This window comes from Methanoculleus formosensis (assembly GCF_025384765.1).
Classification (GTDB): Archaea; Halobacteriota; Methanomicrobia; order Methanomicrobiales; family Methanoculleaceae; genus Methanoculleus; species Methanoculleus formosensis.
Genome location: NZ_VHLL01000009.1, coordinates 14,048 through 39,965, shown reverse-complemented (window position 1 = coordinate 39,965; position 25,918 = coordinate 14,048). Strand labels below are relative to the sequence as shown.

At 62.1% G+C, this 25,918-nt stretch carries 28 protein-coding genes; 15 read left to right on the top strand and 13 right to left on the bottom strand.

The window, feature by feature from the left end:
• The first annotated feature begins 350 nt into the window (after nt 1-350).
• Together pth2 and truD are read left to right on the top strand one after the other, a co-directional pair.
• Nucleotides 351-713 (top strand): peptidyl-tRNA hydrolase Pth2, encoded by a 363-nt coding sequence (gene pth2, locus FKB36_RS11900; RefSeq protein WP_261598301.1) that lies wholly within the window; start codon nt 351-353, stop codon nt 711-713.
• Nucleotides 710-1,981 carry a tRNA pseudouridine(13) synthase TruD gene (gene truD, locus FKB36_RS11895; RefSeq protein WP_261598300.1) on the top strand — a complete coding sequence of 424 codons (1,272 nt, stop codon included), beginning with the start codon at nt 710-712 and terminating at the stop codon, nt 1,979-1,981. Before pth2 ends, truD begins: the two co-directional genes overlap by 4 nt.
• A 21-nt stretch (nt 1,982-2,002) precedes the next feature.
• Here the strand turns inward: truD and FKB36_RS11890 are convergent, their stop codons facing one another.
• Nucleotides 2,003-2,695 carry a dihydrofolate reductase family protein gene (locus FKB36_RS11890; RefSeq protein ID WP_261598299.1) on the bottom strand — a complete coding sequence of 231 codons (693 nt, stop codon included), beginning with the start codon at nt 2,693-2,695 and terminating at the stop codon, nt 2,003-2,005.
• Nucleotides 2,696-2,839: 144 nt separating this feature from the next.
• Between FKB36_RS11890 and FKB36_RS11885 the strand changes: the two genes are divergently transcribed.
• Nucleotides 2,840-3,472, top strand: coding sequence for a CDP-alcohol phosphatidyltransferase family protein (locus tag FKB36_RS11885; protein WP_261598298.1), 633 nt, complete (start codon nt 2,840-2,842; stop codon nt 3,470-3,472).
• A gap of 627 nt (nt 3,473-4,099) precedes the next feature.
• Here FKB36_RS11885 and artA read toward each other — a convergent pair.
• Nucleotides 4,100-4,924 (bottom strand): archaeosortase A, encoded by an 825-nt coding sequence (gene artA / locus FKB36_RS11880; RefSeq protein WP_261598297.1) that lies wholly within the window; start codon nt 4,922-4,924, stop codon nt 4,100-4,102.
• Nucleotides 4,925-5,048: 124 nt separating this feature from the next.
• On the opposite strand from artA, the gene FKB36_RS11875 reads away from it, so the two are divergent.
• The gene (locus FKB36_RS11875) at nt 5,049-5,363 is read left to right on the top strand and encodes a transcription factor S (RefSeq protein WP_261598296.1); all 315 of its coding nucleotides are present in this window, start codon (nt 5,049-5,051) and stop codon (nt 5,361-5,363) included.
• A 153-nt stretch (nt 5,364-5,516) separates the two neighbouring features.
• Here FKB36_RS11875 and FKB36_RS11870 read toward each other — a convergent pair whose 3' ends face one another.
• The 3 genes from FKB36_RS11870 to FKB36_RS11860 are packed head-to-tail and all read right to left on the bottom strand — an operon-like array spanning nt 5,517 to nt 6,518.
• Complete coding sequence (locus tag FKB36_RS11870) at nt 5,517-5,765, bottom strand: hypothetical protein (protein ID WP_261598295.1); 249 nt, start codon at nt 5,763-5,765, stop codon at nt 5,517-5,519.
• Nucleotides 5,766-5,775: 10 nt separating this feature from the next.
• A complete protein-coding gene (locus FKB36_RS11865; RefSeq protein ID WP_261598294.1) occupies nt 5,776-6,399 on the bottom strand; it encodes a hypothetical protein in 624 nt (207 codons plus the stop codon).
• Nucleotides 6,396-6,518 carry a hypothetical protein gene (locus FKB36_RS11860; protein ID WP_261598293.1) on the bottom strand — a complete coding sequence of 41 codons (123 nt, stop codon included), beginning with the start codon at nt 6,516-6,518 and terminating at the stop codon, nt 6,396-6,398. Before FKB36_RS11860 ends, FKB36_RS11865 begins: the two co-directional genes overlap by 4 nt.
• Nucleotides 6,519-6,830: 312 nt before the next feature.
• On the opposite strand from FKB36_RS11860, the gene acs reads away from it, so the two are divergent.
• The 3 genes from acs to FKB36_RS11845 all read left to right on the top strand — a co-directional run bounded on the left by acs (nt 6,831) and on the right by FKB36_RS11845 (nt 10,047).
• Nucleotides 6,831-8,729, top strand: a complete 1,899-nt coding sequence (gene acs / locus FKB36_RS11855) for an acetate--CoA ligase (RefSeq protein ID WP_261598292.1) — start codon at nt 6,831-6,833, stop codon at nt 8,727-8,729.
• A 41-nt stretch (nt 8,730-8,770) separates the two neighbouring features.
• Nucleotides 8,771-9,334, top strand: a complete 564-nt coding sequence (locus FKB36_RS11850) for a TATA-box-binding protein (RefSeq protein ID WP_261598291.1) — start codon at nt 8,771-8,773, stop codon at nt 9,332-9,334.
• A 332-nt stretch (nt 9,335-9,666) separates the two neighbouring features.
• Nucleotides 9,667-10,047: an ArsR family transcriptional regulator gene (locus tag FKB36_RS11845; RefSeq protein ID WP_261598289.1), complete on the top strand. Its 381-nt coding sequence runs from the start codon at nt 9,667-9,669 to the stop codon at nt 10,045-10,047.
• Here FKB36_RS11845 and rpiA read toward each other — a convergent pair.
• Both rpiA and surE read right to left on the bottom strand, forming a co-directional pair.
• Complete coding sequence (gene rpiA, locus FKB36_RS11840) at nt 10,036-10,734, bottom strand: ribose-5-phosphate isomerase RpiA (RefSeq protein WP_261598288.1); 699 nt, start codon at nt 10,732-10,734, stop codon at nt 10,036-10,038. The genes FKB36_RS11845 and rpiA overlap by 12 nt on opposite strands.
• Before the next feature lie 20 nt (nt 10,735-10,754).
• Nucleotides 10,755-11,546: a 5'/3'-nucleotidase SurE gene (gene surE, locus FKB36_RS11835; RefSeq protein WP_261598287.1), complete on the bottom strand. Its 792-nt coding sequence runs from the start codon at nt 11,544-11,546 to the stop codon at nt 10,755-10,757.
• A gap of 83 nt (nt 11,547-11,629) precedes the next feature.
• On the opposite strand from surE, the gene FKB36_RS11830 reads away from it, so the two are divergent.
• Both FKB36_RS11830 and FKB36_RS11825 read left to right on the top strand, forming a co-directional pair.
• A complete protein-coding gene (locus FKB36_RS11830) occupies nt 11,630-12,517 on the top strand; it encodes an ATP-grasp domain-containing protein (RefSeq protein WP_261598286.1) in 888 nt (295 codons plus the stop codon).
• Nucleotides 12,514-13,443 (top strand): hydantoinase/oxoprolinase family protein, encoded by a 930-nt coding sequence (locus FKB36_RS11825; RefSeq protein ID WP_261598285.1) that lies wholly within the window; start codon nt 12,514-12,516, stop codon nt 13,441-13,443. Before FKB36_RS11830 ends, FKB36_RS11825 begins: the two co-directional genes overlap by 4 nt.
• A gap of 50 nt (nt 13,444-13,493) precedes the next feature.
• Here the strand turns inward: FKB36_RS11825 and FKB36_RS11820 are convergent, their stop codons facing one another.
• The gene (locus FKB36_RS11820; protein WP_261598320.1) at nt 13,494-14,111 is read right to left on the bottom strand and encodes a hypothetical protein; all 618 of its coding nucleotides are present in this window, start codon (nt 14,109-14,111) and stop codon (nt 13,494-13,496) included.
• 1,003 nt (nt 14,112-15,114) lie between these two features.
• On the opposite strand from FKB36_RS11820, the gene fdhF reads away from it, so the two are divergent.
• Nucleotides 15,115-17,181 (top strand): formate dehydrogenase subunit alpha, encoded by a 2,067-nt coding sequence (gene fdhF / locus FKB36_RS11815; protein ID WP_261598284.1) that lies wholly within the window; start codon nt 15,115-15,117, stop codon nt 17,179-17,181.
• Nucleotides 17,182-17,183: 2 nt separating this feature from the next.
• A complete protein-coding gene (locus FKB36_RS11810; protein ID WP_261598283.1) occupies nt 17,184-18,422 on the top strand; it encodes a Coenzyme F420 hydrogenase/dehydrogenase, beta subunit C-terminal domain in 1,239 nt (412 codons plus the stop codon).
• A gap of 170 nt (nt 18,423-18,592) precedes the next feature.
• Here the strand turns inward: FKB36_RS11810 and FKB36_RS11805 are convergent, their stop codons facing one another.
• Together FKB36_RS11805 and FKB36_RS11800 are read right to left on the bottom strand one after the other, a co-directional pair.
• Nucleotides 18,593-19,087, bottom strand: a complete 495-nt coding sequence (locus tag FKB36_RS11805) for a hypothetical protein (RefSeq protein WP_261598282.1) — start codon at nt 19,085-19,087, stop codon at nt 18,593-18,595.
• Nucleotides 19,088-19,163: 76 nt separating this feature from the next.
• Complete coding sequence (locus tag FKB36_RS11800; RefSeq protein ID WP_261598281.1) at nt 19,164-20,135, bottom strand: DUF1616 domain-containing protein; 972 nt, start codon at nt 20,133-20,135, stop codon at nt 19,164-19,166.
• A gap of 144 nt (nt 20,136-20,279) precedes the next feature.
• On the opposite strand from FKB36_RS11800, the gene FKB36_RS11795 reads away from it, so the two are divergent.
• Both FKB36_RS11795 and FKB36_RS11790 read left to right on the top strand, forming a co-directional pair.
• Nucleotides 20,280-20,840, top strand: a complete 561-nt coding sequence (locus FKB36_RS11795; protein WP_261598279.1) for an archaellin/type IV pilin N-terminal domain-containing protein — start codon at nt 20,280-20,282, stop codon at nt 20,838-20,840.
• The gene (locus FKB36_RS11790; RefSeq protein WP_261598278.1) at nt 20,818-21,399 is read left to right on the top strand and encodes an archaellin/type IV pilin N-terminal domain-containing protein; all 582 of its coding nucleotides are present in this window, start codon (nt 20,818-20,820) and stop codon (nt 21,397-21,399) included. Before FKB36_RS11795 ends, FKB36_RS11790 begins: the two co-directional genes overlap by 23 nt.
• Nucleotides 21,400-21,404: 5 nt before the next feature.
• On the opposite strand, the gene FKB36_RS11785 is transcribed toward FKB36_RS11790, so the two are convergent.
• On the bottom strand, nt 21,405-22,091 hold the full coding sequence (locus tag FKB36_RS11785; protein ID WP_261598277.1) for a metal-dependent hydrolase: 687 nt from the start codon (nt 22,089-22,091) through the stop codon (nt 21,405-21,407).
• Between the two features lie 92 nt (nt 22,092-22,183).
• Here FKB36_RS11785 and FKB36_RS11780 point away from each other — a divergent pair, with 92 nt between their 5' ends.
• Nucleotides 22,184-22,375, top strand: a complete 192-nt coding sequence (locus FKB36_RS11780; protein ID WP_261598276.1) for a hypothetical protein — start codon at nt 22,184-22,186, stop codon at nt 22,373-22,375.
• Here the strand turns inward: FKB36_RS11780 and FKB36_RS11775 are convergent.
• Nucleotides 22,360-23,094 (bottom strand): DUF5714 domain-containing protein, encoded by a 735-nt coding sequence (locus FKB36_RS11775; RefSeq protein WP_261598275.1) that lies wholly within the window; start codon nt 23,092-23,094, stop codon nt 22,360-22,362. The two genes, FKB36_RS11780 and FKB36_RS11775, sit on opposite strands and share 16 nt — an antisense overlap.
• A 3-nt stretch (nt 23,095-23,097) precedes the next feature.
• Nucleotides 23,098-24,957 (bottom strand): ABC transporter ATP-binding protein, encoded by a 1,860-nt coding sequence (locus tag FKB36_RS11770; RefSeq protein WP_261598274.1) that lies wholly within the window; start codon nt 24,955-24,957, stop codon nt 23,098-23,100.
• Nucleotides 24,958-25,166: 209 nt separating this feature from the next.
• Between FKB36_RS11770 and FKB36_RS11765 the strand changes: the two genes are divergently transcribed.
• The gene (locus FKB36_RS11765; protein WP_261598273.1) at nt 25,167-25,907 is read left to right on the top strand and encodes a DUF5518 domain-containing protein; all 741 of its coding nucleotides are present in this window, start codon (nt 25,167-25,169) and stop codon (nt 25,905-25,907) included.
• Nucleotides 25,908-25,918 lie beyond the last annotated feature (11 nt).

Genomic DNA, 25,918 nt, shown 5'->3' with positions numbered 1-25,918 from the left:
ACCTCGTTCGATGGAGTGTTATGGACGGCGGCCTATAAATAAGTTTCCCGGAAAGGCGGGCCTATAAAAACCTTTCCCGGGGAAAAGGGCCGGTGTCATCGAACGAAATCCGATACCGTCCGGGGATCAGGCCCGGATATCCGGGCAGCCCGGCACGATCTCCGGCGGGTTGGTGTTCCTCTGCCTTTTGCCCCGGCAGGTGCGTCGAGAGAAGATCTCCCGCACAGGCGGTGCAACGCGCTCCTCCGCCGCCCCATAGGCGAGGACAGGCGGGAGGAACGCCGGTGACCTCTTTTGGCCTCCGCCCCCATAGCTGCGTATTTGATGGATCATGCCCCAGGTAGTAGGAGATGCCTGATATGCGGGAGTTCAAGTGGAAACAGTGTCTGGTCGTGCGCGCCGACATCAAGATGAGTTGCGGCAAGAAGTGTGCCCAGATCGCCCATGCCGCCATCGGGGCCTACGAGAGGGCCGACAAGATCGCAAAGAAGGCCTGGCTCGACGAGGGGCAGAAGAAGGTGGTGCTGAAGGCGTCAAACGAACGGCAGCTCTTTGAACTCAAGACGATCGCAGAGCGGGCGGGCATCCCCGCATCGATCATCCAGGATGCCGGGATGACCGAGATCCCGCCGGGAACCGTGACGGCCCTCGGGCTCGGCCCCGCCCGCTCCGAAGACCTCGACCGAATCACCGGAGACCTCTCCCTGCTATGATGCCCTCGCCCTATCCCCTTGAGGTGGACCTCGGGATGCGCTACTACGCGTCCGTTGCCCCCGGCATCGGCGGGCGTCTCCGCGCAAGCCCCGCCGACTTCGTCGTCGAGGAACTCCCGCTCCCGATCAGCGATCCGGACGGCCCCTACCTCATCTGCCGGCTCACCAAGACGAACTGGGAACTCCAGCGAGCGGTCAAGGAGATCGCGAAGAGGCTCGGCATCAGCCACCGGCGGATCGCCTGGGCGGGGACGAAGGACAAGAACGCGGTGACCACCCAGTTCATATCGATCTACGACGTCCCGCCCGAGGCGGTCGAGCAGGTGCACCTCGCGGACATCACGCTTGAGGTCGTCGGGCGGTCGCAGCACTCGCTCGCCCTCGGCAGCCTCGCGGGCAACCGGTTCGATATCGTCATCCGCGACTGCATCGAAGAGGGCCTCGCGGAACGGGTGCAGGCGGCGACGGAGGTTGCGTCCGCCGGGATACCGAACTACTACGGGCTGCAGCGGTTCGGCGTCGTCCGGCCGGTCACGCACCTCGTCGGCGAGAGGATCCTCAAGGGCGACTACGAAGGCGCCGTGACCACCTATATCGGCCGGGCCTACCCCCGGGAGCCGGAGGAGGTGCAGCGCGCCCGGACCCATTTTGCCGAGACATGCGATGCGCGGGCGGCGCTCGCCGACCTCCCCGTCCGGATGACCTACGAGCGGGCGATGGCGAACCACCTCGTCGCGAACCCCGGCGACTACGCCGGCGCGCTCCGGGCCCTCCCCCCGAAGCTCCTCTCGCTCCTCGTGAGCGCATACCAGTCCTACCTCTTCAACCGCGCTCTCTCCTCTCGTATCGACGCCGGCATGTCGCTCACCGAGCCTGAAGTCGGCGACCGTCTCCTCTTTTCAGGCGGCCGCGAGGATGTCGTCTCCGCGCGGAACCGGCAGGCGGCTCTGGTGCAGGCCCGGCGCGGCCGGTGCCGGATCGCCCTCTTCATCCCGGGATCCGGGCCCGTGGCGTCGCACGGGCCGATGGACGAGATCATGCAGGGCCTGCTGATCGAGTCGGGTATCGACGCCGGGGACTTCGAGCGCGCCTCCCGGTTCGTGAAGACCGCGTTTGCCGGTGTCTCGAGACCGATCAGCCTCTCCGCCGACGTGGAGGCGGACGTATCCGGTGCGGATGTCCGGCTCAAATTCACGCTCCCTCCCGGTCACTATGCGACGACGGTCTGCCGGGAGTACATGAAGGCCGACCCCTACGTGATGATCTAGGGGTTCGGCGTCAGAAAAGGATCATTCGTGGGGGACGGGATGATAGATCACGTCCCACTCGGTGACCAGATTGCTCCCGCACATGAAGTGGCGTTTCAGGGAGAGCCGGAACATCTCGTCCTCGCTCTCGATATGCATGCCGCCGACGAGCGACGGGGTGTCTGCGCCGCCGACGATGAACGGCAGGTGGATCAGGCGAATCTCGTCCACGAGCCGGTGGTTCAGCATCGACCAGTTCAGCGTCGGGCCCCCCTCGATCATCATCCGGCCGACACCGTAATCTCGCGAGAGGATGGCCATCAGTCCCGGCAGGTCGACCTCGTCCTCGCCCGCGACAACGACATCGACGCCGCTCTCCCGGAGCCGGACGACATTCTCCGTCGGCGCGGCCTTACTGACGGCGATGACCGTCCGCGCATCCGGGCCGAGGATGTTTGCGTTCGGCGGGATATCTGCCCGATTACTCGGAATGACGCGGAGCGGGCTTTTTCCCTCGACCAGCCTGACCGTCAGGAATGAGTTGTCGATCCTGATGGTGTTCGCCCCTACCATGATGGCATCGTATTCCGCCCGTGTTTGGTGAAGGAGGAGTTCGGTTTCGGGAGCCATATACTTCATGAGGATCTTGCTCGAAGCCCCGCGCTTCAGGGTAAGTTTCCCGTCGACGGTGATCTCCGACATCATGAGCACGTGCGGCCTGTCGTGTTCTGGCATTGAAATTCGTTCCCGGTGATCTATCTTGCGGGAGCGTTTATGAATCTGATGATTTTAGCCGGCAAACGGTATTCCGGATGAAGCGTTGCGCCGCGACAGAACAGAGCAAAGGTTAAACTCCATACAGGCTGATAAATTTATGCGATGAATATAACCTCCCTGCGGCCGAAATTCATCAAATATACAGAGCGAATCGCGTCGATTTTCATACGCCTGGGCGTTACGCCGAACCAGGTCTCGATGCTCTCTCTGCTCTTCGGCTTTTCATGCGCCCTCGCCTTCGCCGGGCGTCACTTCGTCGCGGGCAGCCTGCTCCTCTTCGTCTCGGCGATCCTCGACCTGGTGGACGGGAACGTGGCCCGGAAGAACCACACGGAGAGCCGGTTCGGGGCGGTCTTTGACTGGATCGCCGACAAATATGTCGACGCGGCGGTCATCCTCGGCATAGGGTTCTCCGGCATCCCCATCATCAGCCACCTCATCGAGGTTCCGCAGGTCGTCGACTTCGGTATTGTGGGGCTGGCACTTGCGGGATCGTTGCTGAACACCTTCATCAAGCCGGTCACCTACGCGGAGATCGGGTTCTCCGAGAGGGTCGCCGGGAAGATCGAGGATCCCCTCGAAGGGGTTGGTTTCTTCGGTCGGCCCGAGACGATCCTCGTGCTGGTGCTCGGCGGCGTGACCGGGCTCCTCTGGGTCTCGGTGCTCCTCATCGCGGTCTGCACCAACCTCTCCGCGATCCAGCGGGTCGTCTACCTCTACCGGCGGTATTCCTGACCGGTTCGTGTCTCTTTTTTTTGGATCGATGCAGATAGAGGGTGAGGTCATCCCAAAAAGATCTCCGAACCCCCGGCATACCCTGATCGGAGCCCTTAATTCTCAGGTATCCGCCATCTGAGCCACATCCTGAACCAGGGAGATAAAACGGTTTTCCACTGGATATCGCCACTCGGGGGAGGGTCCGGGAGGGGGACACCCTCTCCCGGTAACAGCGTTTTGGGATAGCTTCGGTGGTGCGTGGGCGAGTTCATCCCGAAAAGATCCTGGACGTTCGGCACCCCCTGTTCGGAACACTCACCTCCAGGTTTCCTCCCATCTGTTCGATATCCTGGGCAAGGGGGGTGAACCGGCTTCTCATCGGGTATCGCCACTCGGGGGAGGGATCGGGAGGGGAACCCCCTCTCCCGTCAAAGAGGTTTTGGGACAACCTCGGCGTTTCTCCCCTCCCATCAAGGGATGTTCATGCCCCATTCCCTGGAGGGGAGGTCGCGCTTCGCGTCTTTGCAGGTTGTTCAGGTTCTGTTGGCGCTACGCTTCGCGCACATTGCTCTCAGAGGGTGTCCTCCCCGCGCAGTTCCCTCTGCGGGGAAGATCTTTCAGGAGTCGGATGCTCCCCGTCCGGCGTCAGCTCTCGATCTTCCCGGACTTCGGCCGAAGAACTCGCTCCACTTCGCCGCGGTAGAGACGGTAGAGGCTTTCGGCGAGGGTGCCGAGCTGGGGCACGACCAGGAAGAGGGTGTAGGCGAGGACCACGAGAAAGACGAGTGCCCCCAGTTCCGCCATGACGTTGTGCGCCCAGAAGAAACTCTCATACCCGAATTGGCCGTTGCCGGCGATCTCGGGGAGGTAGGGGAACCACTGCTCGGTGTAAGCCGAGATCACGAACAGGTTCCTCACGATATTGAGGATATAGATCGTCGGGACGACGATGAGAAAGCCGGCAATCTTCTGCTTCAGCGTCGACTGGACGCCCCAGGCGACCCCGAGCATGATCGCGATACTCTGGATGCCGGTGCAGGCGAGGATGATCTCCGTCTGGAGCCCGTTGCGCTCCATCAGGTTCCAGGCCTGGAGGGTTACGGGATAGCCGATGGCCGCGAGCGCCGCCGAGGTCTGGTCGGTGACAACGGTAATCAGCCAGTCCCCGAGTGCGGGTATGTAGCCGAAGGGAGCGTATATCAGGAACGCCACAGCCGCTATCATCGAGAGCTGCATCACCCGGGAATCGTCGCGGAGCAAGTACTTTGCGGTGATGTAGAGGAAGGGTACCGAGAGGACGGCTATCGCCGGGTACACGAAGTTATTGAGGGAGAAGTAGTAGGGGAGCTCGAAGAAGAGGTATCCGACGATGCTTATCCACCCGCCTAGTGCAAAGTACTTCCGGAACCTGCCCGGGATCAGAAAGACGAGAAAGCAGATGCAGGAGATCAGCACCAGGTAATCCTTCATCCTTTACCCTTTGGCATATCCGGCTATAATTATTTGTGCACCTCTCCTGCCCGGGTCGCCCGTCGTGCAGACCGATCATGCGGCATGACCAAGAATTAATTGCGATCACGCCCCATTCATTACAATGATGTTCTGTCCGCAGTGCAAGGGTCTGATGATATCGTCCGGTGGTCAGCTGAAATGCAAAAAATGTGGCTATATCCGGGAGATCGATGAGTCCGACCGGTTAAAGAAGACAGACAAACGCGTGGAGAAAGAGATCACCATCGTCGACGAGGAGGACAAGATTGCAACCCTCCCGACCGCGACGATCAAGTGCCCGGAGTGCGACTGCACGACGGCATACTGGTGGCTGCGGCAGCTGCGTGCGGCGGATGAGAGCGAAGTCAGGTTCTACCGTTGCACCGCCTGCGGCAAGACCTGGCGCGAGTACGACTGATTCAGTCGCTTTCCTGTTCTGGCGCCCTTCCCGGGCGCATTTCTTTCTGTTGATCCTGGCAGATTCTTCTCGACGGAGCCTGTTCTCACGTACATGCCCGTATCCCCCCGTGAACCTGCGAGTGTGAGGGCAGCCTCAGACTCCGGGTGGGAGTTACCCGGTTTCGCGGTGACGGGTGGATGGGGAGTCTCGCGTCTGCTCTGCCAGTGCATCCTCCGACCAGGTGGGGCCGGTCTGAAGACTCTGCCGTATCAACTCCTTTAGGTGGTCTATCGATGCTCTGACCTCATCGCTGGTGACGTTGTCTGCATGGCCGCACTTCCCCCCAACCTCGGCGAGATACCGGATGGTTTCGAGCTGCGTGAGACCGATGTAGTCGTTCTCATACAGTCGTTGGATCAAGGGCTCGATGCTATCCTCTTTCTGGTATTCGAGGCCATACCTGTCGCACAACGTTCTCAGCTGACGATCGAGCGCAACCCCGAGAAGGACGCCTGCGGCACGAGGATGACCTGTCCTGCAGGCGGTCGGCTTCGTTGATCTCCCGGTCGGTGAAGTCCGCTGATATGAGTTCCCGAAGGTTTATCCGCTCTATCCCGATAACATCCGATACCGAGAGGAGGATGCTCCGTTGAATCTCGAAGACCCGCCAGAATTCATCGATGATCCTGGACTTGTTGCGTGACCACTGGAGCCGTTCTAGCCTGATGTAATCGATGACACCGTAGTTGCCGTTTTTATCGCCAGAATAGCATTTGTTGAACTCATCAACTCTTTCGGGGGTGTACTCCCCGACATACCGGTGGGCAACCGTGTACCACCGTTGGTATCTTCGTAGCGCGTCTCGCTGTTTCTGCTGCTCCTCCTCAGACAACTCACCCCACTGGTTACTCGGAGCGAAGAAGAGTGCTTCTGCAGGATCGGGCTTGTGGATCAGTTCCACAGCTCGAAGTAACGCGATTACAGTCTTCTCGATCTCAATTGCATCCGTCTCAAGTTCGTTTATCGTCTGCTCGATCCCTTCGGTCTCCCTCATCCCTTCGCCCCCTCCGCGAGCCGACGCGACTTGTATACCCGCAGGTCGATCTGCCGGTCGGTCGCGTCGCTCATCCCGGCGGGCACCTCGCGCCCGCGGTTCCGGAAGGAGACGGCCATTGGAATCACCCCATCGTGCATGGTGATCCTTTGAATATGGAAAAGGGCCCGGCAAAAAAGGTTGGCATTTGTCACTCCCGGGGGCGGCAACCCCACCTCGCTCGCCGCCGCCGCCAACCCGGCGCCCCGGCCTCTCCGGGTTTTGATTCCTCATAGGGGCGCGGATAACGCGTTCCCCGTTGCAACTGCCGGCCATTTCGGTGCGTTTTTGGCAACGGTTGCCTGCCGTCTCCCTCTGGTGCACCCGTCCCTTCGACCAGAATGTTGATATACAATATACATTATTAATAATGTAGAATAGGAGTTAGTCAGATGGCTGAAAGCTTTAACGTCAAACTCGAGGAGGCGAAGTACTATACTCCCGAGGCCAGCTGCAAGGAGCACTCCTGGATCGGCGACTACGACCGGACCTATCGGGAGTTCCTTGCGAACCCCGATCTGTTCTGGGACAGCGTCGCCAGGGAATTGGAATGGTTCCAGCCCTGGGACCGGGTGAAGGAGTGGGAGTACCCGTACGCAAAGTGGTTCATCAACGCCAAGCTCAACATCACCCACAACTGTCTGGACCGCCACGTCCAGAACCAGCGGCGCAATAAGGTCGCGATCATGTGGCGGGGAGAGACCGAGGAGGAGGAGCGGATCCTCACCTACCGCCAGCTCTACCACGCGGTCTGCCGGTTCGCGAACGGCCTCTCGCGTCTCGGCGTCGGGAAGGGCGACCGGGTCTGCATCTACATGCCGCTCGTCCCCGAACAGGTCATCGCGATGCTCGCCTGCGCCCGCATCGGGGCGATCCACTCGGTCGTCTTCGGCGGGTTCGGCGTCAAGGCACTCAACCAGCGGATCAACGGCATCGGCGCCAAGGTGATCGTCACCGCCGACTTCACCTACCGGCGCGGGAAAGCGATCCCGCTCAAGAACGTCGTCGAGGAGGCGGTCGTCAACGCGCCCTCCGTCGAGCGCATCGTCATTCTCCGGCGGGATCTCGACAAGCCCGTCGAACTCCACCCCGAGATGGAGGTGGACTACTACGAGCTGATGGAAGGCGTCGAGCGGGAGTGCCCCGCCGAACCGATGGATGCGGAAGATCCGCTCTTCGTCCTGTACACGAGCGGCACCACCGGGACGCCGAAGGGCATCGTCCACACATGCGGCGGGTACATGGTCGGGACATACTACACGACGAAGAACGTCTTTGACATCAAAGACAGCGACATCTTCTGGTGCACCGCCGACCCCGGCTGGATCACCGGCCACAGTTACTGCGTCTATGGCCCGCTCCTGAACGGTGCAACCTGTCTCATCACGGAGGCGACCCCCGATTACCCGAACCCGGGCACTTACTGGGACCTCATCGAGGAGTACGGCGTCACCATCTTCTACACCGCCCCGACCGCCATCCGGATGTTCATGCGGGTGGGTGAAGAGTGGCCGAACCGCTACAATCTCTCATCGCTGCGCATCCTGGGGTCGGTCGGCGAACCACTCAATCCCGAGGCGTTCGAGTGGTACTACCGCACCATCGGCAAAGACCGGTGCCCGATCATGGATACCTGGTGGCAGACCGAGACCGGGATGCACATGCTGACCACGATGATCGGCGAACCGATGCGCCCCGGATTCGTGGGAAGGCCGTTACCGGGCGTTGTCGCGGATGTCGTCGATATGGAGGGCAACCCGGTCCCGCCGGGTACGGGCGGCCTCCTGGTCATCAAAGAGCCCTGGCCGTCGATGATGCGGACGATCTGGGACGACGATGAGCGATACTGCAATTACTGGAACACCATTCCCGGCTGCTACACTGCGGCCGACCTCGCGGTGAAGGACAAGGACGGCTACATCATGGTCATCGGGCGGTCCGACGACCTGATCGTCGTCGCCGGGCACAACATCGGGACGGCCGAGGTCGAGAGCGCGCTCGTCTCCCACGAGGCGGTGGCGGAGGCCGCCGTCATCGGGAAACCCGATGCCCTGAAGGGGAACACCATAAAGGCCTTCGTCATCCTCAGGAACGGCCACAAGCCGGGCGAGAAACTGAGAAACGATCTCGTCTACCATGTCAGGATGACGCTCGGCCCCATCGCCATACCGTCCGAGATCGAGTTCGTCGAGTCGCTCCCCAAGACCCGGAGCGGCAAGATCATGAGGCGGGTCTTGAAGGCACAGGAGATGGGTATGGATCCCGGTGATATCTCGACTCTAGAAGAGTAGAATACCACTATTTATATACCATTTTTAAGCATGCTATATATATGAATGAGCACAGACCAGAGGAGTCCCTCAAGATAGAAAATATCGTCGCTTCCGCGAAAGTGACGGATTCTCTTGATCTGCCATCTCTTGCATCCCAGTTGAAGGACGCGGAATACAATAAGAAGCGGTTCCCCGGCGTCGTTCTCCGGATGCAGGACCCGAAGATCGCCGCGCTCGTCTTCGGTTCCGGCAAGGTCGTCCTGACCGGAGCGAAGAGCATTGACAACCTCTCGCGTGGCCTGGAGATTCTCGTTGAGAAGTTGCGGGCGCTCGGCATCGAGATCGCCGAGAACCCGACCTACAAGGTCCAGAACATCGTCACGTCCGCAGACCTCGGGACGCCGATCAACCTGAACAAGATTGCCGTGGGCTTCAATCTGGACAAGATCGAGTACGAGCCCGAACAGTTTCCCGGGCTCGTGTACCGGCTCGACGACCCCAAGGTGGTCGTCCTCCTGTTTGGGTCCGGCAAACTGATCATCACAGGCGGCAAGGTGGCCGAGGATGCTCAGCGTGCGGTACGGCGGATCCTCTCCGAACTCTCGAGTCTCGGTCTCATCTGAAGGCTGTCTGGTAGTCCTCTTCTCTTTTTAATCTCACGGGGCCGTCCGGGCCGTTTTGAAGATCGAGCAGAATCAGGTGACGACAGTCTCCCCGCTGGCGGCGTGCCTGTCGCCTTCCCGCCTTTCCGTCATCCCGATCGCTTTCTCCCCGTTTCAGAGAGTACCCTCTTCCTTCCCGCGACAGCGCGTTCCGGTGAAAAAAAGACAGTTTTCAAAGGTTTGATGGTTCATCCGTTCACTTTAAAGAGATGCAATCGCTGAATCTCCCATTGAAATAATAATATTTTTATAGTCAGATTTAAAACACTAGATAACTATCTGATGGTGAATGGATGAGGTCCGATAAGGTACGATATTTTACGCCGCGCGATGAAGAACTCGCCGAGCTCTTGATGGGCATCGGGATCAAGAGAAACGTCTCCAAAGTGCTCGTATACCTGGCAAACACGGAGGAAGCGACCTCCCGGGACATCGAGCGCGGCACCGATCTCCGCCAGCCCGAAGTCAGCATCGCAATGCGCTTCCTCAAAGAGTGCGACTGGATCGATACCCGCGAGAGCAAGTCGGAGAGCAAAGGAAGGCCGGTGAAGATCTACGCGCTCTCGCGCTCAATATCAGAGATCATGGACACGATCGAGAAAGAGAAGAAGAAGGAAGCCCGGCACCAGTTGGACCTTATCCAGAAGATGCGGGAATGCATCTCAACGCAGTGATACGACGCTGCAACCCTTCTCCTCACCGATAATAACCGTTATTTTTTCCGTGTAGGTCGTGAAGAGGCCGCACTCGAGTGCCCCCGGGATCGAGGCGATCTCGGCCTCCAGGCGGTCAGGGTCTCCAATCGCCCCGAAACTGCAGTCGACGATGAAATTGCCGTTGTCGGTGACGACCGGCCCGTCTTTCTTCACCCCTTCCCGGAGAACCGGATCGGCACCGAGCGCCGCAAGCCGGCGGGAGACCGTTTCCACGGCGAACGGGAGCACCTCGACCGGCACGGGCGCGTCAAGGGTCTCGACCATCTTCGTGCGGTCGACGACGATAAGCACCCTCTCAGCCGCGTCGCAGACGCACTTCTCCCGGAGGTGCGCGGCTCCGCGCCCTTTGATCAGGCGGAGCGCCGGGTCGACCTGGTCGGCGCCGTCGATGGCGATATCGAGTCCGGGGTGCTCATCGAGGCTCGTGAGCGGTATGCCGTACCGGCGCGCCCGGATGGCCGCCTGGTATGAAGTCGGGACGCCGGCTATGGAGAGCCCCTCCTCTCTTATCCGCGCGCCCAGCCGCTCCATCGCAAAGAAGACGGTCGACCCGGTGCCGAGCCCGACGATCATCCCGTCACCGACCTCCTCTGCTGACCGGTAGCCTGCATTCTGCTTCGATGCTGCCTGTGCTGATGTATTCATGCTGTACCTTCCTCCCCCGTTCAGATATGCATGCCGTCGAAGATATCCTTCAGTTCATCCGCGGCGGCATACGCAGTGCAGTCGAGCGTGATCGGCGTGATGGAGACGTTGCCCTTCTGCACCGCATGCGCGTCGGTGCCCTCCTCCGCATCCTCGTACAGCGGCCCGTCGATCCAGTAATAGGGGCGGCCGCGCGGGTCGAGGCGCTCCTCGACACCGGTATAGAAGAGTTTCTCGGCGAGACGGGTGATCTCGTATCCGCCGCGCACCTGGGCCGGGATATTCACGTTGATGACGTGGGCCTTTCCAGGGAACCCGTTTGCAAACACCCTCTCGCAGATCTCGCGAACCACCCGCTTCGTATCGGAGTACCGGTCGGCGATCCGCGAGGGATCGTCGAACTTGTCGCCCTGATCCTCCACCTGGAGCGAGAAGGCAAGGGACGGCACCCCCTGGTTCGACGCCTCGAGCGCAGCCCCGACGGTTCCCGAGGTCATGATCGACTCAAACGAGAGGTTCTCGCCGATGTTGACCCCGCTGACCACAAAGTCGGGATTCAGACGCAGCGCGAAGAGCCCGATGATCACGGCATCGGTCGGTTTCCCGCCGACCGAGTAGGCGGTCACGCCGTTCATCGTCACCTGTGTTGCACGGATCGGCTCGAAGATGGAGATGGATCTGCCTACGGCGCTCTGCTGGGTCGAGGGGGCGACCACGGTGACGTCGGCGATCGGCGCGAGCGCGTCGTATGCCGCCCAGAGTCCCGTAGAGGTTATTCCATCGTCGTTGGTGAGCAGAATCTTGGGTTTCATCCTTGTCTATAGGGATAGTTTCCGCGCATCAAAAACCTGCCCGATCGTCAGGGTCAAGTTCTCTGTAGCTGACCTCTACTGCAATGAAGGTCTTTCTCGCCGAGTACTCGGTATGCAACGACCCCGAGCTTGCGCCCGAGGGCGCTGCCATGCTCGCCGCCATAAGCGGCAGCTTTGAGAGGTGCGGTTACGACGTGGTGACGCCCGAGCGCCCCGACTTCGAGGGCGAGATCAAGAGACTCGCACCGGAATGCGATGTGGGCCTGGTCATCGCGCCGGATCACCTCCTCTTCCGGTACACGCATCTCCTCGAGGGGTTGACCCACAACATCGGGTGCGGGAGCATGAACGCGGCGATCTGCGCCAACAAGCAGCGGACGGCGGGTATCCTCTCCCGGAACGGGATTGCCGTCCCCCCTGACGCCGGGGGAGGGAAGAGGGTCGTCAAGCCGATCATGGGCTGCGGCGCTCTCGGGGTCCGGCTGACGGATGAGGAGCCCGGAGCCGGCGAGTTTGCACAGGCCTATGTCGAAGGGGAGGCGCTGAGCGTGAGCCTGGTGGGGAGCCGGGTGACCGGCAACGTCTGCGAGTTCTACTCGGGCGTTCCTCCGCTCCGGCTCGCCGTCAACCGGCAGGAGATCGCCATCGCGGAGGACGGGAGGTTCCTCTACCTCGGGGGAGAGACGCCCGTCCATCCCGATCGCGAGGAGGAGATCGTCGATCTTGCCGTCCGGGCGATGAACGCGCTTGGGTGCCAGGGCTACGCCGGGATCGACGTCGTCGCCGGGGAGCAGCTCTACGTCGTAGATGTCAACCCGAGGCCCACGACCAGCCTGGTCGGCATCGCGGCTGTCATGGAGGAAGAGATTGCCGATATCCTCGTCAGAGCGTCGCACGGCGAGGCGCTGGCGGAGGTGCACCTCTCCGGGAGGGTGCGGTTCGACAAGGACGGGGGGCTTCACCGGTTATGATCGGGATCGATATCGGCGGTGCGAACCTCAAGGTCGTCGACGATGCCGGCGTGCATATCCATTACTGCCCGCTCTGGCAGGGTGCACCGCTCGCCGCTCTCCTCAAACCGTATGCCGGAGAGGATGCTGCCGTGGTGATGAGCGGGGAGCTCGCCGACTGCTTCACAAACAAGATGGACGGCATCCGCTGGATTGTCGGGGCGGTCCGGGAGGTCATCCCCGCCGCCGTCTTCTACGGCACCGATGCGGCGTTCCATACCCGGCCGGTTCCGGCCCTTGCCGCCGCGAACTGGCTGGCGTCGGCCGACTACCTGCGAGAGGACTACGCCGACGCGGTTCTCCTCGACGTGGGAAGCACCACCGCCGACGTCATCCCCCTGAACTGTTTCGAGGATCTCAAGGGGCTGACCGACACCCGGCGGCTGCAGGAGCGGTACCTCGTCTACACCGGGATGCTCCGGACGAACGTCGCGACGCTGGTATCGTCGGTCACGCTCGACGGGACGGTGACCCCGGTGAGCACCGAATACTTCGCCTCAAGCGCCGACGCCCACCTTGTGCTCGGCCATATCGCCCCGGAGGACTACACCTCCCCTGCACCCGACAACGGCGAGAAGACTCCTGAGGCGGCGCTCCGGAGGCTTGCCCGGGTGGTCTGCGCCGATCTCGATGAGATCGGGGAGAGTGGAGCACGAACTGTCGCCCGGCAGTTCTGGGATGCCCAGCGAACGGTGATCGCCCGCGCGGTGGAGCACGCAGTGTCCCGGAGCGGTGCCGGGCGCTTGATCACGGCTGGTATCGGTGCGGACCTCTTTGCCCGCGAACTCGGCGGCGTTACGCTTGATGAGGAGATCGGAGAGGTCTCGGACGCGCTCCCTGCATACGCGGTCAGGGAGGTGGCGCTACGGCGAGCCGGTGGTACCTGACCCTTCTTTTGCTCGCGGTATCGATCGCCGTCACGATCGTGTCGCTGGCCTCAGGGTTCCCGTTCTTCTTTCTCTTCCTGTTCATCCCGCTGATCCCGCTCTTTGGGCGTCGCTCTGCCGTGAGGAGGTGCCCTGTTTGCGGGTGGGAAACCGCAGGCGGCGAGCACTTCTGCCCCTACGATGGGGCGCCCCTCCCGGCTGAGGGCGAAGGTGGCGAGGTTCAGCAGGGGGAGCGGTAGCAGGAACCCGAAGAGGTTGGTCGCGGGGATCGCCCCAAAATCGCGGGAGGCGTAGTTCCGGATCGTTCCCCGGTCGACGACGATCCCCATCGCCAGGAGGTGCTGCGCCACCTGGTTGAAGGGCATCTGCTGCGAGAGGAGGATGCAGAGATCGACGATGGGCGACGCGAGACGGGTGTCGGGGTAGAAGGGGGCGTCCGCATAGCAGAGGGCGTTACAATCCTGGCAGTAGAAACGCTTCACGAAGACCCGGATAGTGTGCTCTTTTCCCTGATCGAGTATGACAGCAAACCGCTTTGCCCGCATGTCGTGCCCGATCACCTGGCCCCTGCACGATGGGCAGGCGGCGAGATCAGCGAATATAACGCCGTCCATCGACGCGAGGGCGTTTCCCACCAGGTCGACGAGCATCGGCGGGATCGGCAGCATCTTCTTCACGATGGAAACTCTCTCCTGTGCAGTTGTGTGAGAGGGTTACGCGTCCACCGATAATAACATCTTCCCTCAATCGAGGGGGTATCCGGAGGGCAGGCTCTGCTCCTGCTGTATCCCGCCGGTCATGAGCGGCTGAAGAGGTCACGGGCGCCGACGTGCTGAAGTAGGGCGAGTGGGGCGGTGCGATCACCGCTCTGCTGACGCACGCCCTAACGTCTGGCATGGTGGGTGCTATATCCTCGCCGTCAGAAAGGGTGTGGAGCATCCCCCTGTCTCCACCCATCCTGGATATCTGTAGCTCCCATCCCGCCCGCGCCTCCGGCGCTCCTCCCCCACCCCCGGGGGCGGGGGCAGTGTGTGGCGATAGCCGGTGGAAAGCCGTGTCTGGGAGGCGAAACGGGCCCCCATCCATTTTCAGCATCTTCCCATACAGTGGAGCGTGGGAGTATCGCCATTGGGGAGGAGGCTGACGGGGGGCACCCCCCCTGTCTCTACTGCGTATGACTTTTCCGATAGCCCCAACCCAGGTCTCCGCCGGATGGTTGCTATCCGTCGCCCCACCCCACCCCTCGCGGGCGGGGTGGGGAACGTCTGCGCGCTGGAGACAGGGGGTGAGATCCTCCCGCAAGCCGCCATCCCCGTGGCGAATAGCCTCCGCGGTCGGGCGCCCGCCGAAACAGCTGCCGCCGGTGCCTCTACGGGGTCCCGCGCTCCAGGACCGGGGGTGATCGTGCACTCGGACCCGGAGATCGATAAGGGGCCTTACTCCGACCGGCCTTTCTATACTATAATCAGTCGGACGCCGCTTCAGGCGCGCGTCGAGGCGCGGGGCCCGGGTATATGCTCTACAACGGAACCGGCCGGTGATGCCGGAGATCGAGATCATCTCCCGGGAAGAAAGATTATGCTACCCACACTTATTCATCAAAAACCCATCTGTTAATCACTAGTGTTAAATATTACAATCGTCTATATAGTGGTATCCGAGGTTTTTACCATGGATCTCAAGTATGTACAAACTACATGCCCGTACTGCGGTACAGGGTGCAGCTTTAATCTCGTCGTGAAGGACGGAAAGGTTGTCGGCACACAACCTTACAAGCGTTCTCCGGTCAACGAGGGAAAAGTCTGCCCCAAGGGCACTTACGCTCACGAGTTCGTGAACAGCCCGGACCGCCTCACGAAGCCGCTCATCAAGAAGGACGGCAAATTCGTCGAGGCGACCTGGGACGAGGCCTACGACCTGATCGCACAGAAGTTCAAGTCGTACAAGCCCGATGAGTTCGCGGCGCTCTCCTCAGCACGTGTCTCGAACGAAGAGAACTACCTGATGATGAAGTTCGCCCGCGGCGTCATGAAATCTCGTCACATCGACCACTGCGCCCGACTCTGTCACGCATCCACCGTCGCCGGCCTTGCCGCTTCGTTCGGCTCCGGGGCGATGACCAACTCCATTCTCGATATCGCCGAGTCGAAGTGCATCTTCGTTCTCGGGTCGAACACCCTCGAACAGCACCCGCTGATCGGCCGCAAGATCGTCCAGGCGAAGCAGGACGGCGCGAAGGTCATCTGCGCCGACCCGCGCTACACTCCGACCGCCCGGCTGGCCGACCTCTACATGCCGTTCGTCTCCGGCACCGATGTCGCTCTCTTGAACGGCCTGATGCAGGAGATCATCAAGAACGGCTGGGAGGACAAGGAGTTCATCGAGAAGAGGACGAAGGACTACGAGAAGCTCAAGGAAGTCGTCATGAAGGAGGACTACAGCCTTGAGAACGTCTCGAAGGTCACCGGCATCCCGGCCGACCAGATTAAGCAGGCCGCCGAGATCTTCGGCACCACGAAGCCCGGCGCGATCCTCTACTCGATGGGTATCACCCAGCACACCGTCGGCGTCGACAACGTCCGGTCGGTCGCAAACATCCAGATGCTGACCGGCAACCTGGGCAAGCCCGGCGCCGGCGTGAACGCGCTCCGTGGCCAGAACAACGTCCAGGGCGCCTGTGACATGGGCGCACTCCCGGTCGTCTTCACCGGCTACCAGAAGGTCATCGACCCGGCCGCCCATAAGAAGTTCGCCGACGCCTGGGGTTTCCCCGACGGCATCTGCGAGCCGAAGAACGGCTATGAGGTCACCGTCATGATGGACGTCCTGACCGACAACCCCGGCGAACTCAAGTGCATGTACATCATGGGCGAGAACCCGATGATCTCCGACCCGGACATCAACCACGTCAGGCATGCCCTCGAGAGCCTGGAGTTCCTGGTCGTCCAGGACATCTTCATGACCGAGACGAGCGAACTCGCCGACGTTGTTCTGCCTGCGGCATGCTACGCGGAGCGCGACGGCACCCAGACCAGCACCGAGCGGCGCGTCCAGATGTGGCGTAAAGCCCAGGACCCGCCTGGTGAGGCGAAGGAAGACTGGCAGATCATCAGCGAACTCGCGGCAAAGATGGGTTACGCGGACCAGTTCCCCTACCAGAACATGGAGGAGATCTTCAACGAGGTCGCCGAACTCACCCCGTCCTACCATGGGATGAACTACGAGCGCCTCAACAAGCCCGAAGCCCTCCACTGGCCCTGCCCGACCGTGGAACACCCCGGCACGCCGATTCTCCACAAGGAGAAGTTCTCCCACCCCGACGGCATCGGCATCTTCGCTCCTATCGAGTGGAAACCGCCGGCGGAGGTCCCCGACGCAGAGTATCCGTTCGTCCTCACGACCGGCCGTATCCTCTGGCACTGGCACACCGGCACCATGACCCGCCGCTCCGCGACGCTCGACAGTGAGGTCCCGACCGGCTGGATCGAGATCAACCCCGACGACGCCAAGGCGCTCGGCATCCAGAACAAGGAGATGGTCCGTGCGACCACCCGCCGCGGCACGGTGAACGTTCCCGCGAAGGTGACCCCCGATATCATGAAGGGTGTCATGTTCATGCCGTTCCACTTCGCCGAGTGCGCGGCAAACATACTGACGAACAACGCTCTCGACCCGATCGCCAAGATCCCGGAGTTCAAGGCCTGTGCTGTGAAGGTCGAGAAGATCACGGAGGCCTGAAGATGGCAGCAAAAGGCGATATGGTCTACGCATGGGCAGCCGACGCCGCCTGCCAGGAGAGGGGCGAGTGCGGCGGAGCGGTCACCGCTCTGCTGACGCACGCCCTAACGTCTGGCATGGTGGATGCTGTCCTTGCCGTGAAGAAGGGACAGGATCTCTACGACGCAGTCCCGACCCTCATCACCAACCCTGAGGAGATCGCAGAGACGTCTGGCTCGCTCCACTGCGGGACGCTCCTGCTCTCGAAACTGGTGAAGGAATACCTCGACGGCGCCAAGGATATGAGGATCGCCGTCCCGGTGAAAGGCTGCGACGCGATGGGCCTCTACGAGCTCGCGAAGCGCAACCAGGTCAACCTGGACAACGTCCTGATGATCGGCCTCAACTGCGGCGGTTCGGTCAGCCCGGTTCTTGCCCGGGAGATGATCGCCGAGAAGTTCGGGGTCGACCCCGACACGGTCGTCAAGGAAGAGATCGACAAGGGCCAGTTCATCATCGTCACGAAGGATGGTGAGCACAAAGGCATCTCGATGGACGAACTCGAGGAGGCGGGCTTCGGCCGCCGCTCGAACTGCCGCCGGTGCAAGATGAAGATCCCCCGCCAGGCGGACCTCGCCTGCGGAAACTGGGGCGTCATTGGCGATAAGGCCGGGAACGCTACGTTCGTCGAGGTCTGCTCCGAGAAGGGCGCAAACCTCCTCGACGGGGCCGTGAAGGCCGGAGGGCTCAAGACCGAGGCCGCGAACCCGAAGGGTATCGAGATCCGCGGCAAGGTCGAGAACTCGATGCTGAAACTCGGCGACAAGTGGCGGGCGAAAGATTTCGAGGCACTCGGCGAGGGCAAGGAGCGTCTCCAGAAGATCATGAGCGAGACGGGCCGGTGCATCAAGTGCTACGCCTGCATCGAGAACTGCCCGATCTGCTACTGCGTGGAGTGCAGCACGAAGAAGCCCTATCTGGTCGAGCCCGGTCAGGTTCCGCCGCCCTTCATGTTCCACCTGATCCGCTACGCTCACATCTCGGATTCGTGTGTCAACTGCGGTCAGTGCGAGGAGAACTGCGCCATGGATATCCCGAACGCGCTCTTCATGCACGCCCTGCAGACGGATATGGAGAAGATGTTCGGTCACACCCCGGGTGTGGACATGGAGCTCCCGGTCCTCGCGCTCGTCGAGGAGCAGGCGGAACGCCAGCGGCTCTCCGACACCGGCAGCGACCAGATCTTCGACGTATTCAAGTAAGGAGAAATTCCTCCCCTTTTTTTAGCAGGCTGCGACCGGTCAGCGGAGGCTCCCGCATCGGTTAGACCTGACTTCAACCAGATTATCCGACGTCGGATTGGTTCTGCCCCGCTTCTTCTGTCTGGATATGAAAGGATTCGGGGCCGAAAAAGAGAGTGTTGTGGTTCTGCTCACGGAACCTGGTGGGAGAGCGGCGGGATTGCGCTCAGGTTGGAGAACGTCTCCTCGTGGCCGTCCGAGAACCGAACCACTGTCTGATCGGGGGAGAAGTCGGCCTGGACCAGCGGCGCAAACCAGTACTCATCAAGAACCGCCTGCGCTTCAGTGAAGTCGAGCCCCGGTGTCGAGTAGGTCTTAGCGCCGTCGGCATCGCTGATCATTGCAAACCTCGTGGCAGTGAACGTAGCGGAGTCGCTCTCGACCGAGGCCACGACTACGGGAACCCCCAGCGATCGTTCAAGTGCGGACTTCAGTTCCTGTGCCGGATCGGCTATCTTGAAGAAGACGGCAATCCGCTCGATCCACGAGAGGGTGTAATCGAATGTTATCTCCGCGCTCGCATCCTCGTTCACGGTAATATGAAGGCGGTCTGCGCTGAAAGCCCCTGTCGGGGTTACGAGAACCGCCGTGAGCAGAAGCAAGGCGACCAGAATTTCACGTTTCATCTCTGTACCTCAAAGAGCCTTATGCCGTTTGAATGGATAAATTTTTGGAGGCGTCCTGCATCCGGCCCCGGTTCCTTCAGTGCACCCGCAGCCAGAGGTGCAGGTTGCGGTAGCTGGCCTCGGCGAGAGTGTTTCTCGGTATGTTGTCGGGCGGCGGCTCTTTGAAGAGGAGGAACTCGATCCTGTTCGTATCCGGGTCCATGATCCGGAAGGAGTAGGGCTGCTCGACGGTCCGATTGTGCGGCACCGTGACGGAAAACCGGTCGAGGGGCGTCGCCGAGACGATCGTCGACTGGTTTGTTGCGTTATTGAACCTGCTCTCCACGGCAAACGTCTCCACCGTGTAGGTGATATCCCGGTATTCGTGGTTTCCGATCCCGATGATCACCGTCTGCGGTGTCCCGGACATGAACTCGGTCGGGTAGTCGGCCGCCTTTCCCCGCGGGCCGAGGATGTAGAACTCGGTGAACTTCTCGCCCTCTTTCGGGACCATGATGATGAAGACCGTCGTTACCACGGCCACGAGGACGGCAGCGATGAGGACGACACTCAGGACGCGGTCGAACCGGGATGCGGAACCGCCGGAGAACTCCTCCCGTGCCGAAGCCCGGTACATGGCAAAAGGAACGGTGAAGCGGCTCTCTTCCGGGAGTTCACGGCGCCGGAACTGGGCGGCGATGCCGACGACGAGGCTGAATGCCAGAAGGGTGACGGCGATGGAGTCGAGCCCGATACCCCAGGGCGTGTAGTTGAGCGCGAAGCCGAGGAGCGGTACGGCGGCGATGGAGACCCCGAGTGAGAGGGCAACACGTTCTATCCCGTCGAGGTCGTCCCTTGCCGGGAAGAGTGCCGCGGTCAGGAGGTAGCCGGGGATGAAGAGGATGAACGGCAGGACGAAGACCACGCGGAGAAGGCTCTCGCTGATGATCGGGGCGTAGATTCCGGCAAGGGCGAGGAAGACCCAGAGATAGACGCCCTTTAAGTCCGGCGGGATGGTGCGGGGGTCCAGCGACCTGATGAGAACTCCTGCGGCGGTCTCGGATGTCATGCTGCTACCCCATAAATAGCCATGGTATAAATAGGTTCTCCGGTGAGGGCCTGTTTGGGAGATACGAAGACCTGGGGTCACGGGAGGCCGGTCTGTGAGAAAAATCAGCATCTTTTAATCGAAGCGCGACCAACTCGCATTCATATGCCCCGGGAAGACTGGGACGATCGAGCGTTCACCGGACTTGAAGCGGCGATCGTCTTCATCGCCTTTATCGTCGTCGCTGCGGTCTTCGGGTACGTCGTTCTCGGGGTGGGCATGACCACGTCGCAGAAGAGCCAGGAGACGATGCATGCCGCTCTCGGCGAAGCCGGATCCGCCCTCCGTCCGGGCCAGACGATCATCGCCAAGCTGGACAACGATCAGGGTCTCGTCAAGTTCATGGAGTTCGATCTCGAGACCGCGACCGATCTCGCCGTCATCGACCTGGGGAGGATGACCTACACCATCGCGACGAAAGAGACCCTCGTCACGTTCCCTCCCGGCGATTCCCGTGTAACCGTCACCTGGCGGTATCCGGAGGACGGCGGAACCCTCCTTGAGGCAGGGGAGGTCGTCACGGTGAGACTGAATACGGTCGGTGTGGGCATCGGGCGGGGGGATACGTTCACCCTCCAGGTGATCGCCGGAGGGGGAGAGACCGTTGCGTTGACCAGGAACGTTCCCACGGGTATCGGGAAGAATGACTACGTCGAACTCTTCTGACGCCGGGTTCACCGGGCTCGAGGCAGCGATCGTGCTCATCGCATTTGTCGTCGTTGCAGCCGTTTTTGCGTACGTCGTCCTGGGGGCGGGCATCTTCTTCTCGGAGGCAAGCCGATCCACCGTTCACCGCGGCATCCAGGAGGCGGGGTCGAGCCTCACCGTGACCGGCAGCGTATATGGCGTCAGCAACTCTCCCGAAATGATAACCTCGATCATCATCCCGGTCAGTCTCACCCCCGGCAGCGATCCTATCGATATCACCACGGTATCCGTCCGCCTGGTCGGCTCCGCGCACAGGGAGATAATTGACCGGAACGAACCTCTCATAGACGTCGCCCCCGGAAAGGGGTACTGGAGCGTCCAGGAGCGGTTGAACGCCGATTCCGATCACCTTCTCGAGACCGGAGAACAGTACATCCTGAACATCTCGCCGGACGGCAGAGCGGATTGCAAGCCGTACCGGACGTTTGCCGTCGAGATCAAACCGGCGGGGAGGCCGGCGCTCCGGGTGGAGAGGACGGTGCCGGGCAGCATCACCCCGATAACCCGGCTTGACTGACGGCTCTACCCGGTGTACAGGAACTCCCGGTGGCGTATCGTCCCGACGACCCCGACTGCCGCCACCGCTGCGAGCAGCAGGTAATCCTCCGGCCCCGCCCCGGCCATCAGGATGCTCTCCGGGCTGCCGGCCGCCCATACGAGGACGGAGACGAGGGCGAGGATGGCAAGGAGCGGGACGGAGACGCGGACGAGTGCCGCGGCGAGTCTGGAGCTGCCCGAACCGGAGCCCCGGCAGGCGGCGAGAGCGATCCCGGCCGCTGCCGCGAGGAATATCCATTCGGAGAGCGACGATACCTCGGCAAGGATGGCGCCGCCGAAGTAGTCGGTGAACTCGTAAGGCTGGTATGGGCCGAGGAGCGGGAAGTACCAGGTGAGGGGCATCGCCCACATCGCATCGAGAATCTGGTGGGAGAGTGCTCCCGCCGCGACGGCGAGGAGCGCAAACGACTCCCGTCTCCGGTACAGGGCGATGCCCGCGACCGCGAGGAGGGTGAGGAAGAGCAGCCCGTGCCCGAAGAGCCGACCGGAGTTGAGGGACCCTGCAAGAAGAAGGTGACCGACCGGTTTATCGAGCAGGTCGGGGAGGATGGCCCCGAGAGCAGCGAAACCGATGAGCCGCCGGTCGTCCAGGCGTCCGGCGAATGCGAGGCCCAGGATCAGGCCGAGAAAGAGGTGGCAGGCGGCGAACATTTTTCTATAATAGTGATGCCGATCGGTTATATCCCTGCTGTCCGGGGTGGGGCAAACGATATGGGCGAAGAGCGCCGATACCTCCCTCTATCATGGCAACGGTGGACCGGCAGGAGATCCTCATCATCTTCGCCTCCTTCCTCATCGGCAGCGCGGCAGGGTGGTGGAGCCGCACACACTGGGGTGACGGCCTCATTGCCGTCGCCGCGACGCTCATCGGAACCGTTCTCGGCTATTTCATCATTGTAACGGTTCTCCGGGCCGCGGGTCATCCGGTCGGGTAGCCGGCGTGGAAGGGGCACTCCCCCCGCAGGCATTCGCGGTTGATATCGCTGAACTCGCACCGTACCGCTTCTTCTGCCGGGAGGTTCACCCCGAACCGCTCGCGAAGGAACGCGATCGCGGTGCGGATGGCAAGCCACGAGTCGCGCTTGCAGCACCGGGGGCCGCCGTGCCGGGCTATCGTCATCAGGCTCTCTGCGGTCACCAGGTTAGCAAGCGACCATTCCTGCTTCTTCAGGGGTGTCGATCTGGTGATCAGGCTCACGAAGATGCCGGTGCCGACCGCCGCCCCGCAGGTGCCGTGGGTTCCGCAGGCCCCTCCCGGAACCACGCCCGCCCTCGTGCGCGCCTGCCTGAGCAGTTCCCCCTTTCGCCCCGGTTCCCCCCGGTGGTTGCAGTAGGCGGCGATGAGGGATGCAGGCACGAGAAAGTGGTGCTCCGGCCCGTGCATCCTCACCGCCGGATACCGCATCAGGATACAGGCGATGGCAAGCGGATCCTCAAGTTCCGTTGCGATGCAGAACCGCTCGATGAGGTCGAGCGCTGCGAGGCCGTGGCACCGGTCGCAGACGAAGTGCCCGGCTTCGCAGGCGACCGCAGTGCTCATGATCTCCCCGCAGACGGCGCAGGGAAGGTCGCGGGCTTCCTCACCGTATATGAGATCCCGGCCGCAGATCAGACATCCTGCCTTATGCTCCATGCCACAGGGGTATGTCGCCATATCCTATAATCCCGGCCCCATCAACGTGGTCGCGGATCGGCCGGGGCGGTGCATGCGGCCGCCCTCGTCTCCCGGCGGGAGATCCGTCCACTGCTCTTCCCGCAACCGTCCGCCTTCGATCGCGATGACGCGGTCGGCGAGCGTCAGGAGCGACGGACGGTGGGTGATGAGGATGGTCGTCCGGTTCCGGACCAGGAGCCGGAGCGTCCGGCGGATCTGCTCCTCGGTCTGGATGTCGAGCGCAGACGTGGGTTCGTCGAGGATGAGGATGGGAGCATCCTTCAGGAAGGCTCTCGCGATGGCAACCCGCTGCCGCTGGCCGACGGAGAGCTGCGTCCCACGCTCCCCGACGATCGTCCGGTAACCCTCCGAAAACCCCATGATCTCGTCGTGGATCTGCGCTTTCCGGGCGGCCGTGACGATCTCCTCGAATGTGGCTTCAGGCCTGCCGTAGCGGATGTTCTCCTCGATGGTGGTGTGGAAGAGGAAGAGATCCTGCGAGACGAGCGATACCTGCCGCCGCAGCCACCTGGGGTCGAGCGACGCAAGATCGCGGCCGTCGAGGGTGATCGTGCCTTCCTGCGGTGTGAATGCCCGGAGGATCAGGTTTACGAGCGTCGTCTTTCCGGCACCGGTCCTCCCGACGACGGCGACCACCTCGCCGGGCCGGGCGACAAAGGTTGCGTCGCAAAGGACCGGTTCCGACTCCGTGTACCCGAACCAGACGCTGGAGAACTCGATCCTGCCCTGCGCCGCGTCGGGTACGACCCCGCTGCCGGCCGGCTCTCCGTGCATCGCAAAGAGGTCGCGCAGGCGAGCGGCGGAGGTGAGGGCGGGCTGCATGACGACGGGAAAGGCGAAGAAGGTGTTGACGGCGGGGGCGAACGTCACGACGTAGACCGCGAACGCGACGAAGTCCCCGACGGTCATGGCACCGGCGAGCACCTCGGTCCCGCCGACCCAGAAGACAGCGATCAGCATGAGCGACATCGTACCGATCCTGAAGTACTCCGAGAACGCCGAGAGCATCGTGGTTCTGACCCGGGCATCGACCATCCCTGCAAGCGTTCCGGAGACCCGGTACACCTCTCGCTCCTCAGCGGCGTGAGTCTTTACGGTGTCGATGCCGGAGATCACCTCCTGGATGTCGCGGGAGACGTAGGCCTGCCGTTCGCGTTCCCGGTGGGTGGCGGCGCGGATCCGCCGGATGAAGACGGCGTTGACGAGGAGGTAGAGCGGGATGAAGGCGGCGATGACGAGGGTGAGCCTCAGGCTCAGGATGGAGAGTATAGCGAGGGTGAAGGCGACGTAGAGGCCGTTTGCGACGATCAGGGGGAGATACTGGGAGACGGTGTACTGCAGGATCTGGACGTCGTCGGAGAGGCGGGACATGATGTAGCCGGTCTGCTGCGACTTGAAGTACGAGAGCGGGAAGTTCAGGACGTGCTCGACGAGGGCGGTCTGGAGGTTGAAGGCGTAACCTTCCCGGAACCGGGCGGTCCAGTAGTTCCGCAGCAGGTCCATGCCGCCGGTGAAGAGCCCGAGCACCAGGAGAGCGGCGATGAGGGTGTCGAGCGACGAGAGGAGCCCGCCGGCTTCTGCGGTGAGGGAGTCGGAGGCCTCCGTCCCGCCGAGCAGGATGTTGTCGATGAAGAACTTGATGCTGAGCGGGAGCACAGTCTTTGCCGCCGAGACGAGAGCAGTCGCTGCGAGGGCCAATACGCCCACCGTCCTGATCGGCCGGGCGAACCGGAGGAAGAAGGCGAGGTCGGAGAACCGGAGGGTCCCGTCGGCCTTCGTTGGCTGCCGCATGACATCAAGGGTGAAGGCGATGGTACGGCGACAGCGGTCAGTGATGCTCATGGTATAAGTCCGGTCGAGGGATGGACGGGTCTGAGGCCTGACCCCGGATTGTCGCCCTCCAGTCTCCTGCCATATCCCTGTTCCATACCCTCCTCGTGTATAATACCTCTCCTCCGGCGACCGGGATAAACCGAAACAGATAATGTGCGATGGTATGAGATCCACGCATGATATCGCGCGCCGTAGTCAGACGCTTCCGCGGGGCGGTTGTGGGAGCACTGACGATCGGCGCAGCCTCACTCCTTGGTCTTCTCAAGGTCCTCCCCGGGTCGTTTGAAACGGTGGCGTTCCTCGTTTGCGGGGGACTCATTGCCGGGCTCCTCACTCCGGGATCGGTGAAGGATGGGGCTATCTCCGGTGCCATCTGCGGGGTACTCGTGGCCCTGATCATGGCCTCCGCAACGACTCTCACGAGCCTGGTGGAGGGCAACCCGCAGTATCCCCCGTTCTGGATGACGTTCCTCTTCTACGCCCTCATCCTTATGGCGCTCCTCCTCCCCTACAGCGCCGTCGGCGGGGCGGCCGGGACGGCGGTGCGAAACGGTCTCCGGAGGAGCGGCACCGCCGGGGAAGGCGAGCGGGGCCGGTGGGTCGGGATCGGCATCGGCGCTGCCGTCATCGCCGGTTCGGCTCTCGTGCTTGTCTATATCGCCCCGTTCATCATAGTCGTCCCGCTCGTCGGCGGATTTATCGCGGGATACTCCGCCGGGAGCAGGCCGGAAGACGGCCTCGAGGCCGGGCTTGTCGCGGCGCTCTTCGGGACCGGCCTTTTCCTGATCCCGATGCTCTGGACCGCTTCCTCCGGCACGGGGTTCGCCGCCGGGCTTGCCGGAATGGCCGCAGTCGCGCTGGGATTACTCTTCCCCCTCCTCGGGGCCGCCGCCGGGGTTGCCGGCGCGGTTGTGCGGGCGAGTTCCGGTGCGAGGGGTGCTGATGGTGTGGAGGGTTGAAGGGGTCGTCC